The following is a 15923-nucleotide window of genomic DNA, read 5'->3' as shown; positions in this document are numbered from 1 at the left end:
GTGTTATTTTGATGTTACAAATAGACTAATATTATTACTCTGACACAGAGAAAATCAGCACAGTCATTTGAGCGGGAGCTCGTTATGTTCACCGGACTTAATAAAAATGAAACTAAAAGACTGGCGGCCATTGCGTTGCTTCGAAAGCAGGATATCGCAAGGGACGCCGCGCTTGGCGAATTCGCGAATCTGGCGGGAGAAGTTATGGGCATCAACGGATGCTTTGTGACTATTTTCGACGACGAATACCAGTATATTAAATATGTAAAAAACGTCCCGCTGAAGACGGAAAAAATGCCGGTTCAGGAATCGATGTGTCAGCATTCGGTTCGCACCTGTAGCCCGATTATTTGCGCCGATACCCGTCTCGATTCGCGCTTTTCCGATCATGAACTGTGTGTCTCTGGCGCAGTGATATTTTATGCCGCCGCCCCGCTGATGACCCGTGAAGGGCTGGCGCTGGGCACCCTGTGCGTAACGCATCCTTTAACGCTCACTCCGTCTGAACAGCAGATCAACAACTTTCTGCGCATCGCCGCTCTGGCCAGCACCTATCTGGAAGCCTGGTATTCCCTTGGCCGGGTGGACCCACTGACCGGCCTGCCGAATCGCCAGTTTTTGCTGAAAGAGATGGAAAGACTGGCGCACCAGAAAGAGCACCGCCCGCACACGCTGATTTTGCTCGACTGCATTGATATGCCCAAAGCCTACGAACTGACGCGTTATCTGGGTTTATCGGCGGTGGAGAAAATGCTGCGCGGCTTCGGCCCGCTGCTACGCCTGCGCCTGAAATTGCCAAAGAACGCCCATCTGTATGCGTTTGCGCCGGGGCGCTTCGCCATTCTGGTCGATGCAGGATATGGCAAAGTCTTAATTAAAAAAGCGGAAACCCTGCCGGATATTGAAGCGCAAATTAGCGGCGACATTGATATTCAACTGAAGATTTTTACCGGCTATGTGCAGTTCAGACCCGGCGATGACGATCCGCAGGAAATTCTGCGTCAGGCGATCAGCACGCTTCACGAGGCGATCCGTCTGCGTATACCGGTGCTTAGCTTTAACGCCGATGTCGATCAGAAGCGCAATGATGATTTCAGATTGCTGTATGACTTAAGCGAGGCGATCAAGGCGCAGGATCAACTTTATATGGTCTATCAGCCCAAAATTTCGCTGCATACGGGCCACACCGAAGGGTGCGAGGCGCTGCTACGCTGGGAGCATCCGGTCGTGGGGAACGTCTCTCCCGCTACCATTGTCCGGCTCGCCGAAAAGACCAGCCTGATGACCGATATCACCCACTGGGTGATTAAAACCGTCATTGCACAACTGCAACGCTGGCGCAGCATGGGCATCACCATGCCCGTCTCCATTAACGTGACGGTGAGCGATTTTTCCCGCCAGGGGTTTGCCGATGCGCTGGAAGAGGACATGCTGGCCGCAGGTCTGGTGCCAGCCGACATTCGCATTGAGTGTCTGGAAACGGAAAAAGTGCTGGAGAGTGGCACCGCGCTGGATGAACTGGATCGCCTGAAACTGAAAGGCTTTAAAATTCTGCTCGACGATTTCGGGGCCGGATACAGTAATATCAGCTACTTACGCCGAATTCCTATCGACATTATCAAGCTGGATCGCTCGCTGATAAGCCAGGTCACTACCGATCAGGGCAGTCGTATCATCGCCCGCAACGTCATCATGATGCTCAAGGATCTGGATTATCTGGTGCTGGCGGAAGGCGTGGAGGATCAGGAAACCGCGACGATACTCAAAGAGTACGGTTGCGACGAGGCGCAGGGATATTATTTCTCGCGGCCGCTTGCGCCGGAGGCGATCCCGACCTGGCTTGCGCAAAACAGTCCGCTGGATCTTCACGCCCTCACCCCGCCGCGTCGCCCGTAATAGCGCTGACCCTGTGTGCCGCCGCATACAGGGTAAAAATCCGCCCGATCGTGCCGCTTTTTCACGCTGTCACATAACTGTCACAAAATTCTTTATCGCCAGCATTTCAATGCATTAAGTCACATTTCGCTCCGGTTGCCATTGGCGGTCAGTTAAAGTCGCTCTCCCTTCAGGTCGATATCTCTCAGGCGCGTGATCATGCTCGCTGTTAACTGACCCGGGAAGTAATGAGAAAGATGAAACTTAACCACCTGACTATCGGGCAGCGCCTGGGCGTGCTGTCCACCCTGCTGCTGCTGGCCACCCTGTTTATCGGCATTCGCGGATTACAGATCAACACCGACGGGCTGACGCAAAACCAGCACATTATGGCGACCGAGAAACGCGTCGCACAAAGTATCGATACCGCCCGCAACGCGCAGGTGCAGTTTAAAATCCAGGTCCAGGAGTGGAAAAACATCCTGCTGCGCGGCGGTCAGAGTCAGGAGCAGTTTGATAAATATAAAAATGCTTTCGTCGCACAGGGCCAGAAAACCCAGGATTTGCTGGCGCAACTCAGCGAACTGCTGCCGCAAATTGGCCTCGATAATCAGCTTGATGAGCAGACCCTTCGCCTGCACGCGGAGCTTGAGCAGCACTACCTTTCCGCGCTGGAACAGTTTGTGATTGCTGATGCCACCAGCGCCCAGCGCGTCGATAAACTGGTTTCCGGTATCGACCGCGAGCCGACGCGCATGATCGACGCCATGGTCACTAATACGCTCAAACAGGCGGACGTGATCCGTCAGCAAACCAATGACCGCAGCCAGGCGCTGTATGAGCAGACCCGCCTGATGGTGCTGCTGGTAATGGCGCTGACGCTGATCGCGGGTCTGTTAATCACTTTCTGGCTGGTACGCAGCATCACGCGCCCGCTGGCCCAGGCAGTCTCCATCGCCCGCCATGTCGCCGCCGGAGATTTACAGGCGTCGATTAACGTTAGCGGGCGCGATGAAACCGCTGAGCTGATGCGCGCCCTGCATGAGATGAACGATAACCTGACGCGGATCGTCAACGGCGTGCGCAGCGGAACTGAAACCATCGCCACCGCCTCAAAGCAGATTGCCACCGGCAGTCTTGAGTTGTCTGCGCGCAACGAAGCGCAGGCCAGCGCGCTGGAAGAAACGGTCGCCTCCATGGAAGAGCTGACCTCGGTGGTGAAAAACAACACCGAGAACTCGCGCATCGCCAGCGGCATTACCCGCGAAGCCTGCGCCGTGGCAAGCCAGGGCGGTGAGGCGGTCGCTAAAGTGGTCACCACCATGAGTGAAATCAACAAACTGGCCAGCGAGATCAACAACATCATTGGCGTGATTGACAGCATCGCCTTCCAGACCAATATCCTGGCGCTGAACGCTGCCGTGGAAGCCGCGCGTGCGGGTACCGAAGGCCGGGGTTTTGCGGTGGTCGCCAGCGAAGTTCGTGCTCTGGCGCAGCGTTCAGCTACCGCGGCAAAAGAGATTGGCGAGCTGATCGCCCGCTCGGTGAACCGCATTAGCGAGGGCAATACGCTGGTGAATCATGCCGGGACGGCGATGGAGGAGATCGTGCAGAGCGTCGAGCGCGTCAGCCAGCTGGTGGAGACCATTTCGATTGCCAGCAACGAGCAGAGCGTCGGTATTGACCAGGTGCATATCGCGATGACGCATATGGATACCGCGACGCAGCAGAACGCCACGCTGTCAGAGGAATCGTCGGCGGCAGCGCATTCAATGCAGGATCAGGCGCACAAACTGCTGGATATGGTGCAGGTGTTTAAGCTGCGCACCGACGCGGCGTAAGAGAGGCCCGGCGCTGATTAACGCTTACTCAGCGCCAGCTTTGTGGCAAATAACAGGAACAGCGTGCCGGTACAGCGATCCATCCAGCGTGACACCGCGTCACGTTTTAAGAATCGCGCCAGCGGGCGGGTGGCGAGGATCAGCACCGTTGACCAGCTCATCCCCAGCATCACGTGAATGGCGACCAGTCCAAATGTCCAGGCAATCAGCGGCTGACCCTGCGGGATAAACTGCGGCAGGAACGACACGTAAAACACACCCATTTTCGGGTTTAACAGGTTGCCGAGCAGCCCTTTGACAAACCAGTTTTTCTTCTCTTTGCCCCCGGCATCAACGGCGGTTAATCCGCTGCCGGGGCGCAACAGCATAATGAGCCCGAGCCAGCACAGATAGGCCGCGCCGCAGTATTTTAAAATGTTATAGGCCAGCTCAGACACCGCAATCAGCGCGCCCAGCCCAAAGGCCACCATCGCTCCCCAGATAAAACACCCGACGTTAATCCCCATCGCCGCTTTGAACGCGTTGCTTTTGCTCTCAACCGAGGCGGTGCGCAAAATCAGCGCCGTATCCAGCCCCGGCGTCAGCGTTAAAAGTGCGGCGGCAGCGGTAAAGGCCAGCAGGCTGTCATAGATGTTCACGATGGTTCTCCGTGTTTGGGGTGAATACAACGTGCCGGATAATAACAGAAACCGGCGGCACAGGCGGCGTGACTACTAAAGCCAGGGATGGTAGTTTCGTCAGCTATCGCAATAACATTGAGAAAGAGCGCATGATTTCATTTAAGCCCATGGAGGGAAGCGATTATCAGGAGTTCCTGAGCTATTTTGTCGCTGATTACGCCGCGGAAATAGAAGCGAATTATCGCCTGCGCGCGCAAGCCGCCCTGCTTCAGGCACAAACCGAAATAGAAACCAGCCTTCCGCAGGGTGAAAAAAGTCCGGGCCAGGTATTATTGTGCATTCAGACAGAAATTACCGGTAAGACCGTAACCATCGGTTATTTATGGTACAAGCCAGACAGAGCACTCAAATCCATTTATATCTGTGATTTTTATCTGCACCCCGACTACCGCAATCAGGGTTTTGGCAGCGAGGCCTTAAAAGAGCTGGAAAGGATGCTGCTTGACGAAGGCTATAACCAGATAAAACTACGGGTCGCCGCTGAAAACCATCGCGCTAAACATGTCTATGAAGGCTGCGGATTTAACGTCACCGGCATCAATATGAATAAGATTCTAGGCGAATAGTTCGGGGAATGAGGTCATCAGGCAATCTCACGCGACACACCACCCACTATAAAAATAAGTCAAAAGAATGAGGAAAAGCTTAGCAGGCTGCCTACACTATGAGGTAGTCGTGAAACTTATATCATTTTGCGTGATTCTTCTCGCCAACATTAAAAAAGGATGCATTGATGAACGTATCCAGTCGAACGGTGGTTTTACTTAACGTGCTGGCTGCTGCTGGCCTGTTTCTCGCATTGTCGTCGAAATATAACTGGTTTTAAGACTGTACTTAAGTCGACAAATAAACGGGAGCCATCAGGTTCCCGTTTTTATTAATAAGTGGAGAGCGTATGTGCGGACGATTTGCTCAGGCCCGGACCCGCGAAGAATATCTGGCGTTTCTGGCTAACGAAGCCGAGCGCGATATTCCCTACGATCCCCAGCCGATTGATCGCTATAACGTCGCACCGGGAACCAAAGTTCTGTTGCTGAACGAGCGCGACGATCTGCTGCATCTTGATCCCGTCCACTGGGGTTACGCCCCTGGCTGGTGGGATAAACCGGCGTTAATTAATGCCCGCGTCGAAACCGCTGCCACCAGCCGCATGTTTAAACCGCTGTGGCAGCATGGCCGGGCAATTGTGTTTGCCGATGGCTGGTTCGAGTGGAAAAAAGAGGGCAACCGTAAGCAGCCCTATTTCATTCATCGCGCAGACGGAGAACCCATTTTCATGGCGGCCATCGGCAGCACCCCGTTTGAGCGCGGCGATGAGGCGGAGGGATTTTTAATCGTCACAGCCGCTGCGGATAAAGGGCTGGTGGATATTCACGATCGTCGCCCGCTGGTGTTAACCCCGGAAGCTGCACGCGAGTGGCTGCATCAGGAGACGCGCGGTGTTGATGCCGAAGAACTGGCAAAAACCGGCGCGGTAGCGGCTGAGGAATTCACCTGGCACCCGGTCACACGCGCAGTGGGGAACGTGCAAAATCAGGGCGCGGAGTTAATTGAGCCGGAAGGTGACGTATAAAAACCGCTTAAAAATTCCCCGCCTTCAACTATAATGGTGCCAATCGCACGATCCGCACTATTAGCACGTAATTAAGGAATCCCTATGCTCAGTTTTACTGCGAATCAGGCTAAAACGCAGTTTGGCGAACTCATGACAAAGGCGCAGCGTGAAGCCGTAACCATCACCAAAAACGGTCGCGCGGCAGTCGTCGTTATTCCGGTCGAAGAGTACGAAGATTATGAGGAACTCAAGCTGGCTGTATTGCGCGATAAGCTGGCGCACTCCCTCGCTCAGGCGAAAAAGGGTCAGTTGCATGACGGCGATGCGACCTTTGATGAGTTAATGAAGGACTTGTAATGGGAACATTCACGCTTACGGATGATGCGAAAGAAGATTTAAAAGAAGTGAAAGCTTACTCATTGCAGCACTGGAATTCGGCTATTACGCGGGTGTATTTGCAGGGTATGCGCAATACGATGCAGATTGTGGCTGATAACGACATGGGCATTGATATCAGCGCGGAAACCTGGCCTGGCATACTGTGCTGGCCTTATGAACGCCATTCATTCTTTTTCGTGCGGGTTAAAGGCGTTATTCAGGTAATCGGAATCCTGCATCAGTCGCGATTACCAAAGGTATTGCTTAAACGTCGGCCTGCCTGACGCATAAAAAAACGGGAACCCTTCGGTTCCCGTTCTTGTTTAACCCGTCTTGCGGATTACATGTTCGCGATGATCGCGTCGCCAAACTCTGAACATTTCAGCAGTTTAGCGCCTTCCATCAGACGTTCGAAGTCATAGGTCACGGTTTTGGCAGCGATTGCGCCTTCCATGCCTTTAACGATCAGGTCTGCGGCTTCGAACCACTGCATGTGGCGGAGCATCATTTCAGCAGAAAGGATCACGGAACCTGGGTTCACTTTGTCCTGACCTGCGTACTTCGGTGCGGTGCCGTGGGTGGCTTCAAACAGGGCGCATTCGTCGCCGATGTTAGCACCTGGGGCGATACCGATACCGCCAACCTGAGCGGCCAGGGCGTCGGAGATGTAGTCACCGTTGAGGTTCATACAGGCAATCACGTCGTATTCAGCCGGACGCAGCAGGATCTGTTGCAGGAACGCATCGGCAATCACATCTTTAATGATGATCTCTTTACCGGTGTTCGGGTTCTTGATTTTCTGCCACGGGCCGCCGTCGATCAGTTCGCCACCGAATTCTTCCTGCGCTAACTGGTAGCCCCAGTCTTTGAATGCGCCTTCGGTGAACTTCATGATGTTACCTTTGTGAACCAGGGTCACAGAGTCACGGTCGTTGGTGATGGCGTATTCAATGGCCGCGCGGACCAGGCGCTTAGTGCCCTCTTCAGAGCACGGCTTGATGCCGATACCGCAATGTTCCGGGAAGCGAATTTTCTTCACGCCCATCTCTTCACGCAGGAATTTGATCACTTTTTCCGCGTCGGCAGAGTCAGCTTTCCACTCGATACCTGCGTAGATGTCTTCGGAGTTTTCACGGAAGATCACCATGTCGGTCAGTTCCGGGCGTTTAACCGGGCTTGGGGTACCTTCGTAATAACGTACCGGACGCAGACACACGTACAGATCCAGTTCCTGACGCAGGGCCACGTTCAGGGAACGAATGCCGCCGCCAACTGGCGTAGTCAACGGGCCTTTGATCGCCACGCGGTATTCGCGGATCAGATCGAGAGTTTCAGTCGGCAGCCAGACATCCTGGCCGTATACCTGGGTGGATTTCTCACCGGTATAAATTTCCATCCAGGAAATTTTACGCTCACCTTTGTAGGCTTTCTCCACAGCGGCATCAACCACTTTCAGCATTGGCGGCGTGACGTCCACACCGATCCCATCACCTTCGATGAAAGGGATAATCGGATTATTGGGAACATTCAGCTTGCCGTTTTGCAGGGTGATCTTACTACCTTCCGCCGGAACAACTACTTTGCTTTCCATTAACCTCTCCTTCGAGCGCTTCTGGTTATGACTGATTATTTGTTAATAAATTGTAATGAGCATGTCGATACTAACTGATTGTTGCGCGTCATGAAAGCCGCTCGTGATTCCGTTATAATGCGGCAATTGATAACTTCTGAAAATACCATGAACAAAACTTCTTTTAGAAATCACCGCGTTGAGCGATTCAGCTCACGACAAGCTGCTAAGCGCCGCAACGAAAACGTGCCAAAACGGGTGATCCTGTTCAATAAACCCTACGATGTGTTGCCGCAATTTACCGATGAAGCCGGGCGCAGTACGTTAAAAGATTATATTCCGGTATCCGGAGTCTATGCCGCCGGGCGTCTGGATCGCGACAGCGAAGGGCTGCTGGTGCTGACCAACGACGGCGCGTTGCAGGCGCAACTCACCCAGCCCGGCAAGCGCACCGGGAAAATTTATTATGTGCAAATTGAAGGGGAACCCACGCCTGAGGCGCTTGATGCGCTGCGTAACGGCGTGACGCTTAACGACGGTCCCACCCTGCCCGCAGGCGTGGAACTGGTTGCCGAACCTGACTGGCTGTGGCCGCGTAATCCACCGATTCGTGAGCGCAAAGCCATTCCCACCGCCTGGCTTAAAATCACCCTGTATGAAGGCCGCAATCGCCAGGTTCGCCGTATGACTGCCCATGTGGGCTTCCCGACGCTACGCTTAATACGGTATGCGATGGGCGCTTACACCCTCGATAATCTCGCCAATGGCGAATGGCGCGACACCTCTGTTTAAGGACTCATTAATGTTTAAACCGCATGTCACTGTTGCCTGCATAGTCCATTCACAAGATAAATACCTCGTGGTGGAAGAGACGATTAACGGCAAAGCGCTGTGGAATCAGCCCGCCGGACATCTGGAAGCTGATGAAACGCTGGTACAGGCCGCGCGCCGCGAGCTATATGAAGAAACCGGCATTGAGGCCACTCCGCAGCATTTTATCCGTATGCATCAGTGGATCGCCCCCGACCGGACGCCGTTTTTGCGCTTTCTGTTTGCCATTGAACTTGATGAAATGTGCGCCACTGAGCCGCACGATAGCGACATCGATCGCTGCCTGTGGGTCAGCGCGGAGGAGATTTTAACGGCTAACAATCTGCGCTCTCCGCTGGTTGCGGAAAGCATTCGCAGCTACCTGAGCGGGCCGCGCTATCCGCTTGCGATGATCGGAGAATTTAACTGGCCGTTTACAGGGGATGCCTGAGTCGCTAACGCGTGATAGAATACGCCGCCTTGAAGTTCAATGTCGTGAGTATTCTATGTCTGATAGCCCAAAAAAAGTGATCGTCGGCATGTCCGGCGGTGTCGATTCTTCCGTCTCCGCTTACCTGTTGCAACAACAGGGCTACAAAGTGGAAGGCCTGTTCATGAAGAACTGGGAAGAAGATGACGGCGAGGAATACTGCACCGCCGCCACCGATCTTGCCGATGCGCAGGCGGTGTGCGATAAGCTCGGCATTGAGCTGCACACCGTTAACTTTGCCGCAGAATACTGGGATAACGTGTTCGAGCATTTCCTGGCTGAATATAAAGCCGGACGCACGCCGAACCCGGATATCCTCTGCAACAAAGAGATCAAATTTAAAGCCTTCCTTGAGTTTGCCGCTGAAGACCTGGGTGCGGATTATATCGCCACCGGTCACTACGTGCGCCGTGCGGACGTAGACGGTAAAAGCCGCCTGCTGCGCGGTCTGGATGGCAACAAAGATCAAAGCTATTTCCTCTATACGCTCGGCCACGATCAGATCGCCCAAAGCCTGTTCCCGGTCGGCGAGCTGGAAAAACCGCAGGTGCGCCAGATTGCTGAAGAGCTTGGGCTTATCACTGCGAAGAAAAAAGATTCCACCGGCATCTGCTTTATCGGCGAGCGCAAATTCCGCGAGTTCCTTGGCCGCTACCTGCCTGCTCAGCCGGGTAAAATCATCACCGTTGACGGCGAAACTATCGGCCAGCATCAGGGGCTGATGTATCACACTCTCGGCCAGCGCAAGGGCCTTGGCATCGGCGGCACTAAAGAAGGCAGCGAAGATCCGTGGTACGTGGTGGACAAAGACGTTGAAAACAACGTGCTGGTGGTCGCCCAGGGTCATGAGCATCCGCGCCTGATGTCCGTTGGTCTGATTGCCCAGCAGTTACACTGGGTGGATCGCCAGCCGGTCACCGGGACGCTGCACTGCACGGTGAAAACCCGCTACCGCCAGACGGATATTCCCTGCACCATTACGGCGCTTGACGACGACAGAATTGAGGTTCGCTTTGACGAGCCGGTTGCCGCCGTTACGCCGGGTCAATCCGCCGTGTTCTACAACGGCGAAGTGTGCCTCGGCGGTGGCATTATTGAACAGCGCCTGCCGCTGCCAGTTTAACGACGAAACAGAGAGCGAAAGCACAAGGAGAACGCGTGGCTAAAAATTATTACGACATCACCATCGCCCTGGCCGGTATTTGCCAGTCCGCCCGTCTGGTGCAGCAACTCGCGCACCAGGGACACTGCGATGCGGATGCGCTCCATGTTTCGCTCAATAGCGTTATCGATCTGAATCCCGACTCCACGCTGGGGGTGTTTGGCGGTAGCGAAGCCAATCTGCGGACAGGGCTTGAAACCCTGCTCGGCGTGCTCAACGCCAGCAACCGTCAGGGGCTGAATGCCGAACTGACCCGCTACACCCTGAGTCTGATGGTGCTGGAGCGTAAACTGGCCGCCCACAAAGGCGCGATGGACACCTTAGGCGAGCGCATTGCCGGCCTCGATCGCCAGCTTGAACACTTCGATCTGCAATCGGACACCCTGTTAAGCGCGATGGCGGCGATTTATGTGGACGTGATCAGTCCCCTTGGCCCGCGCATTCAGGTGACCGGTTCCCCGGCGGTGCTGCAAAGCGCGCAGGTACAGGCAAAAGTCCGCTCTGCCCTGCTCGCCGGGATCCGCGCCGCCGTGCTGTGGCACCAGGTTGGCGGTGGCCGCCTGCAATTAATGTTTTCCCGTAATCGCCTGTCCACACAGGCAAAACAAATTCTTGCTCATTGTTAACTCCCGGAGTTGTGACCTATGGAATTATCCTCACTGACCGCCGTTTCCCCTGTCGATGGACGCTACGGCGATAAAGTCAGCGCGCTGCGCGGGATTTTCAGCGAATACGGTTTGCTGAAATTTCGTGTTCAGGTAGAAGTTCGCTGGCTGCAAAAGCTGGCCGCGCATGCAGCGATCAAGGAAGTTCCTGCTTTTGCTGCCGACGCAAACGGTTACCTTGATAAAATCGTTGCCGATTTTAATGAAGAAGATGCCGCACGCATCAAAACCATCGAGCGCACCACCAATCACGACGTGAAAGCGGTGGAATACTTTCTGAAAGAGAAAGTGGCCGACGTTCCGGCGCTGCACGCCGTGTCTGAGTTCATCCACTTCGCCTGTACGTCAGAAGACATCAACAACCTGTCCCACGCGCTGATGCTGCAAACCGCGCGCGAAGAAGTGGTGCTGCCGTACTGGCGTAAAATCATCGACGCCGTGAAAGATCTGGCGCACCAGTACCGCGATATTCCGCTGCTCTCCCGTACCCACGGCCAGCCCGCTACCCCGTCAACCATGGGTAAAGAGATGGCGAACGTGGCGTACCGCATGGAGCGCCAGTACCGCCAGCTCGCGCAGGTGGAGATCCTCGGTAAAATCAACGGTGCGGTCGGCAACTATAACGCCCACATCGCCGCTTACCCGGAAGTGGACTGGCACCAGTTCAGCGAAGAGTTTGTGACCTCACTGGGTATTCAATGGAACCCGTATACCACTCAGATCGAACCGCACGACTACATTGCCGAGCTGTTCGACTGCATCGCGCGCTTTAACACCATCCTGATCGACTTCGATCGCGATGTGTGGGGCTACGTGGCGCTGAACCACTTCAAACAGAAAACCATCGCCGGTGAAATCGGCTCCTCCACCATGCCGCACAAAGTGAACCCGATTGACTTCGAAAACTCCGAAGGCAACCTGGGGCTGTCGAATGCGCTGTTGCAGCATCTGGCGAGCAAACTGCCGGTGTCCCGCTGGCAGCGCGACCTGACCGACTCCACCGTGCTGCGTAACCTCGGCGTGGGTATCGGCTATGCGCTGATCGCTTATCAGTCCACGCTCAAAGGCGTGAGCAAACTGGAAGTGAACCGCGACCGTCTGCTGGACGAGCTGGATCACAACTGGGAAGTGCTGGCTGAGCCGATCCAGACCGTGATGCGCCGCTACGGTATTGAAAAGCCGTATGAGAAACTCAAAGAACTGACGCGCGGTAAACGCGTTGACGCGGAAGGCATGAAGCAGTTTATCGACAGCCTTGCGCTGCCGGAAGACGAAAAAACGCGTCTGAAAGCGATGACGCCTGCCAACTACATTGGCCGTGCGACGGCGTTTGTTGACGAGCTGAAGTAACCGCCCTCTGCCCCCTTTCCGCCCGGAGAGGGGGCTGTTGAAGCAATGTTTATCCCATCAGTGACATAATCCGCGTTAAACTAAATTCATCAAAATACGAGGGGAACCGGACGATGCGCGTACTGGTTGTGGAAGACAATGCCCTGCTTCGTCACCATCTTAAAGTGCAGCTTCAGGAACTGGGGCATCAGGTGGATGACGCCGAAGATGCGAAAGAAGCCGATTACTATCTGAATGAACATCTGCCGGACATTGCTATTGTTGACCTCGGGCTGCCCGATGAAGACGGCCTGTCGCTTATTCGCCGCTGGCGTTCCCATGATGTGTCACTTCCGGTGCTGGTCCTGACCGCCCGTGAAGGCTGGCAGGACAAAGTGGAAGTGCTGAGCGCCGGGGCCGATGACTACGTGACCAAGCCGTTTCACATCGAAGAGGTGGCAGCGCGGATGCAGGCACTGATGCGCCGCAATAGCGGGCTGGCCTCGCAGGTGATCTCCATGCCTCCGTTCCAGGTCGATCTCTCCCGCCGTGAACTGTCGGTGAATGGCGAGCCTATCCGGCTGACCGCTTTCGAGTACACCATCATGGAGACGCTGATCCGTAACAGCGGCAAAGTGGTGAGCAAAGATTCGCTGATGCTCCAGCTTTACCCGGACGCCGAGCTGCGCGAAAGCCATACCATTGACGTGCTGATGGGCCGCCTGCGTAAGAAAATTCAGGCGCAATATCCTGTTGATGTCATTACCACCGTGCGCGGTCAGGGCTACCTGTTCGAACTGCGCGAATGAAAAAATTGCTGCGTCACGTCCTGCCGCTCTCCCTGCGGGTTCGCTTTCTGCTGGCCACCGCCGCCGTGGTGATGGTGCTCTCCCTCTCCTATGGCCTGGTGGCGCTGGTCGGTTACAGCGTCAGTTTTGACAAGACCACCTTTCGCCTGCTGCGCGGAGAGAGCAACCTTTTCTATACCCTCGCAAAATGGGAAAACAACAGGTTCAGCATTGAGCTACCGGAAAACCTGAATCTGCAAAGCCCCTCCATGGCGGTGATTTACGATGAGAAAGGCAAACTGCTGTGGGCGCAGCGCGACGTGCCCTGGCTTATCAAGCGCGTTCGCCCGGAGTGGCTCAGCGCTAACGGTTTTCACGAGATTGAAGCGGATGTGGACGCCACCAGCCTGTTATTGCGTAACGATCACCGCGCACAGCAGCAGTTAAAAGCCTTCCGTGAAGACGATGACGACAGCGCAATGACGCACTCGGTGGCCGTGAATGTCTACCCTGCCACGGCGCGTATGCCGCAGCTGACCATCGTGGTGATCGACACCATTCCCATCGAGCTTAAACGTTCTTATATGGTCTGGAGCTGGTTCATCTATGTGCTGGCAGCCAATCTCCTGCTCGTCATTCCCCTGCTCTGGCTTGCCGCGCGCTGGAGTTTGCGCCCTATCGAAGCGCTGGCAGGCGAAGTGCGCGAACTGGAAGAGCATCACCGCGAACGACTGAATCCGGAAACCACCCGCGAACTGACGAGCCTGGTGCGCAATCTGAATCGCCTGCTCAAAAGCGAGCGCGATCGCTACGACAAGTACCGCACCACCCTGACCGATCTGACCCACAGCCTGAAAACGCCGCTGGCGGTGCTGCAAAGCACACTGCGCTCGCTACGCAGTGAAAAACTCAGCGTCAGCGAGGCGGAACCGGTGATGCTGGAGCAAATCAGCCGGATCTCGCAACAAATCGGCTACTACCTGCATCGCGCCAGTATGCGCAGCGGCAATATGTTACTCAGCCGTGAACTGCATCCGGTGGCCCCGCTGCTCGATAATCTCACGTCGGCACTGAATAAAGTTTATCAGCGCAAAGGCGTGGACATTACGCTGGATATTTCGCCGGAAATCAGCTTTGTCGGTGAGCAAAATGATTTTATGGAAGTGATGGGCAATCTGCTGGATAACGCCTGTAAATACTCCCTTGAATTTGTTGAAGTTTCCGCGCACCAGTCAGACGATAAACTGCATATTGTAGTGGAAGATGACGGCCCCGGTATTCCGGCCTCTAAACGCGATATGGTGTTCGATCGCGGCCAGCGGGCGGATACGCTACGACCCGGCCAGGGCGTGGGGTTATCAGTGGCACGGGAAATCGTCGAGCAGTACGACGGGCAGATCCTCGCGGGTGAAAGTCCGCTGGGCGGTGCGCGTATGGAAGCGATTTTTGCCCGCCAGCAGGCTACCGCCGGTGATAATTAACGCAGACAGTTAAGAGTTCGTTAAAAATAAGCGGCCGCCCCACACGCAGCCCGTCATCCTTCCGTTATAATCCGTCTCAGGTACGTAAGCCCTGGAAAATTATATGGACTATCACTTAACGTTAGACTGGCCCGACTTTATCGCACGCTACTGGCAAAAACGCCCGGTGGTGCTGAAGCGGGGTATTGCGAATTTTGTCGATCCTCTTTCGCCGGATGAACTGGCGGGGCTGGCAATGGAAAGCGAAGTAGACAGCCGCCTGGTCAGTCATCACGAGGGCAAATGGCAGGTCAGTCACGGGCCATTCGAAAGCTACGATCACCTGAGTGAAAACAACTGGTCGCTGCTGGTGCAGGCCGTCGATCACTGGCACGAGCCGACCGCCGCGCTGATGCGCCCGTTCCGCGCCCTTCCCGACTGGCGCATCGACGATCTGATGATCTCGTTTTCCGTACCGGGCGGCGGCGTAGGGCCGCATTTCGATCAGTATGACGTGTTTATCATTCAGGGCACCGGTCGCCGCCGCTGGCGCGTGGGCGAAAAAGTGCCGATGAAGCAGCACTGCCCGCACCCGGATTTGCTCCAGGTCGATCCGTTTGACGCCATCATTGATGAAGAGATGGAGCCGGGCGATATCCTTTATATTCCGCCAGGATTCCCGCACGAAGGCTATTCGCTGGAAAATTCGATGAACTATTCGGTGGGCTTCCGCGCGCCGAGCGGTCGCGAGCTGATCAGCGGTTTCGCCGATTATGTGCTGCAACGCGAGCTGGGTAGCCATCGCTATACCGATCCGGATGTCCCGATGCGCGATCACCCGGCGGATATTCTGCCGCAGGAACTGGACGGACTGCGCGGGATGATGCTCGATTTGATCAATCAGCCGGAGCATTTCCAGCAGTGGTTTGGGGAATTTGTCTCGCAGTCACGTCACGAATTGGACGTGGCTCCGCCGGAGCCGCCGTATCAGCCGGATGAAATCTACGATGCCTTACAACAGGGCGACAAGCTGGTGCGTCTCGGTGGACTGCGCGTGCTGCGCATTGGTGACGATGTGTTTGTTAACGGCGAGAAGATTGATTCGCCGCATCGCCCGGCCCTCGCTGCGCTGGCTAATCATATTGTGATCAAAGCTGACACGCTCGGCGATGCGCTGGAAGATCCGTCATTCCTCGCGATGCTCGCCGCACTGGTCAACAGCGGGTACTGGTTCTTCGAAGATTAAGCGGTAAAAACAGGCCGGGGTGAAGGGACTTCCCCTCACCCCGGCCCTCTTCCCCGGAAAGGGGGAAACTAAAC

Annotated in this window: 17 protein-coding genes; 15 read left to right on the top strand and 2 right to left on the bottom strand. The window is 55.2% G+C overall.

The window, feature by feature from the left end; genetic code table 11:
- The first annotated feature begins 84 nt into the window (after positions 1-84).
- A complete protein-coding gene (locus tag BM373_RS03400; RefSeq protein ID WP_090459443.1) occupies positions 85-1896 on the top strand; it encodes a sensor domain-containing phosphodiesterase in 1812 nt (603 codons plus the stop codon).
- A 236-nt stretch (positions 1897-2132) separates the two neighbouring features.
- On the top strand, positions 2133-3716 hold the full coding sequence (locus tag BM373_RS03395; protein WP_090459440.1) for a methyl-accepting chemotaxis protein: 1584 nt from the start codon (positions 2133-2135) through the stop codon (positions 3714-3716).
- Positions 3717-3733: 17 nt separating this feature from the next.
- On the opposite strand, the gene BM373_RS03390 is transcribed toward BM373_RS03395, so the two are convergent.
- The gene (locus BM373_RS03390; protein ID WP_090459437.1) at positions 3734-4354 is read right to left on the bottom strand and encodes a LysE family translocator; all 621 of its coding nucleotides are present in this window, start codon (positions 4352-4354) and stop codon (positions 3734-3736) included.
- A gap of 68 nt (positions 4355-4422) precedes the next feature.
- On the opposite strand from BM373_RS03390, the gene BM373_RS03385 reads away from it, so the two are divergent.
- The 5 genes from BM373_RS03385 to BM373_RS03365 all read left to right on the top strand — a co-directional run bounded on the left by BM373_RS03385 (position 4423) and on the right by BM373_RS03365 (position 6613).
- Positions 4423-4962, top strand: coding sequence for a GNAT family N-acetyltransferase (locus BM373_RS03385; RefSeq protein WP_256214545.1), 540 nt, complete (start codon positions 4423-4425; stop codon positions 4960-4962).
- 167 nt (positions 4963-5129) lie between these two features.
- Positions 5130-5222 carry a stress response membrane protein YncL gene (gene yncL, locus BM373_RS03380; RefSeq protein WP_090459433.1) on the top strand — a complete coding sequence of 31 codons (93 nt, stop codon included), beginning with the start codon at positions 5130-5132 and terminating at the stop codon, positions 5220-5222.
- A 69-nt stretch (positions 5223-5291) separates the two neighbouring features.
- Positions 5292-5969, top strand: coding sequence for an SOS response-associated peptidase (locus BM373_RS03375; RefSeq protein WP_090459431.1), 678 nt, complete (start codon positions 5292-5294; stop codon positions 5967-5969).
- Positions 5970-6053: 84 nt separating this feature from the next.
- Positions 6054-6308, top strand: a complete 255-nt coding sequence (locus BM373_RS03370) for a type II toxin-antitoxin system Phd/YefM family antitoxin (RefSeq protein WP_090459429.1) — start codon at positions 6054-6056, stop codon at positions 6306-6308.
- Complete coding sequence (locus BM373_RS03365) at positions 6308-6613, top strand: type II toxin-antitoxin system RelE/ParE family toxin (protein WP_090459425.1); 306 nt, start codon at positions 6308-6310, stop codon at positions 6611-6613. The genes BM373_RS03370 and BM373_RS03365 overlap by 1 nt, the downstream gene beginning before the upstream one ends.
- Positions 6614-6669: 56 nt before the next feature.
- Here BM373_RS03365 and icd read toward each other — a convergent pair whose 3' ends face one another.
- Positions 6670-7920: an NADP-dependent isocitrate dehydrogenase gene (gene icd / locus BM373_RS03360; protein ID WP_090459422.1), complete on the bottom strand. Its 1251-nt coding sequence runs from the start codon at positions 7918-7920 to the stop codon at positions 6670-6672.
- A gap of 117 nt (positions 7921-8037) precedes the next feature.
- Between icd and rluE the strand changes: the two genes are divergently transcribed.
- The 8 genes from rluE to BM373_RS03320 all read left to right on the top strand — a co-directional run bounded on the left by rluE (position 8038) and on the right by BM373_RS03320 (position 15849).
- Positions 8038-8691 (top strand): 23S rRNA pseudouridine(2457) synthase RluE, encoded by a 654-nt coding sequence (gene rluE, locus BM373_RS03355; RefSeq protein WP_090459980.1) that lies wholly within the window; start codon positions 8038-8040, stop codon positions 8689-8691.
- A gap of 10 nt (positions 8692-8701) precedes the next feature.
- Complete coding sequence (locus BM373_RS03350) at positions 8702-9160, top strand: NUDIX hydrolase (protein WP_090459420.1); 459 nt, start codon at positions 8702-8704, stop codon at positions 9158-9160.
- Positions 9153-10322 (top strand): tRNA 2-thiouridine(34) synthase MnmA, encoded by a 1170-nt coding sequence (gene mnmA, locus BM373_RS03345; RefSeq protein WP_256214544.1) that lies wholly within the window; start codon positions 9153-9155, stop codon positions 10320-10322. The genes BM373_RS03350 and mnmA overlap by 8 nt, the downstream gene beginning before the upstream one ends.
- Before the next feature lie 35 nt (positions 10323-10357).
- Positions 10358-10987 (top strand): high frequency lysogenization protein HflD, encoded by a 630-nt coding sequence (gene hflD / locus BM373_RS03340; RefSeq protein WP_090459415.1) that lies wholly within the window; start codon positions 10358-10360, stop codon positions 10985-10987.
- A gap of 18 nt (positions 10988-11005) precedes the next feature.
- The gene (gene purB / locus BM373_RS03335) at positions 11006-12376 is read left to right on the top strand and encodes an adenylosuccinate lyase (protein WP_090459413.1); all 1371 of its coding nucleotides are present in this window, start codon (positions 11006-11008) and stop codon (positions 12374-12376) included.
- 113 nt (positions 12377-12489) lie between these two features.
- Positions 12490-13164, top strand: a complete 675-nt coding sequence (phoP, locus tag BM373_RS03330) for a two-component system response regulator PhoP (protein WP_090459411.1) — start codon at positions 12490-12492, stop codon at positions 13162-13164.
- Positions 13161-14624 (top strand): two-component system sensor histidine kinase PhoQ, encoded by a 1464-nt coding sequence (gene phoQ / locus BM373_RS03325; protein WP_090459408.1) that lies wholly within the window; start codon positions 13161-13163, stop codon positions 14622-14624. The genes phoP and phoQ overlap by 4 nt, the downstream gene beginning before the upstream one ends.
- A 103-nt stretch (positions 14625-14727) precedes the next feature.
- Positions 14728-15849 carry a ribosomal protein uL16 3-hydroxylase gene (locus tag BM373_RS03320; protein WP_090459405.1) on the top strand — a complete coding sequence of 374 codons (1122 nt, stop codon included), beginning with the start codon at positions 14728-14730 and terminating at the stop codon, positions 15847-15849.
- Positions 15850-15923: the final 74 nt, after the last annotated feature.

This window comes from Enterobacter sp. kpr-6, from assembly GCF_900116015.1.
In the GTDB taxonomy this organism is placed as follows: Bacteria; Pseudomonadota; Gammaproteobacteria; order Enterobacterales; family Enterobacteriaceae; genus Enterobacter_D.
This window is presented reverse-complemented; position numbering and strand designations above follow the sequence as displayed.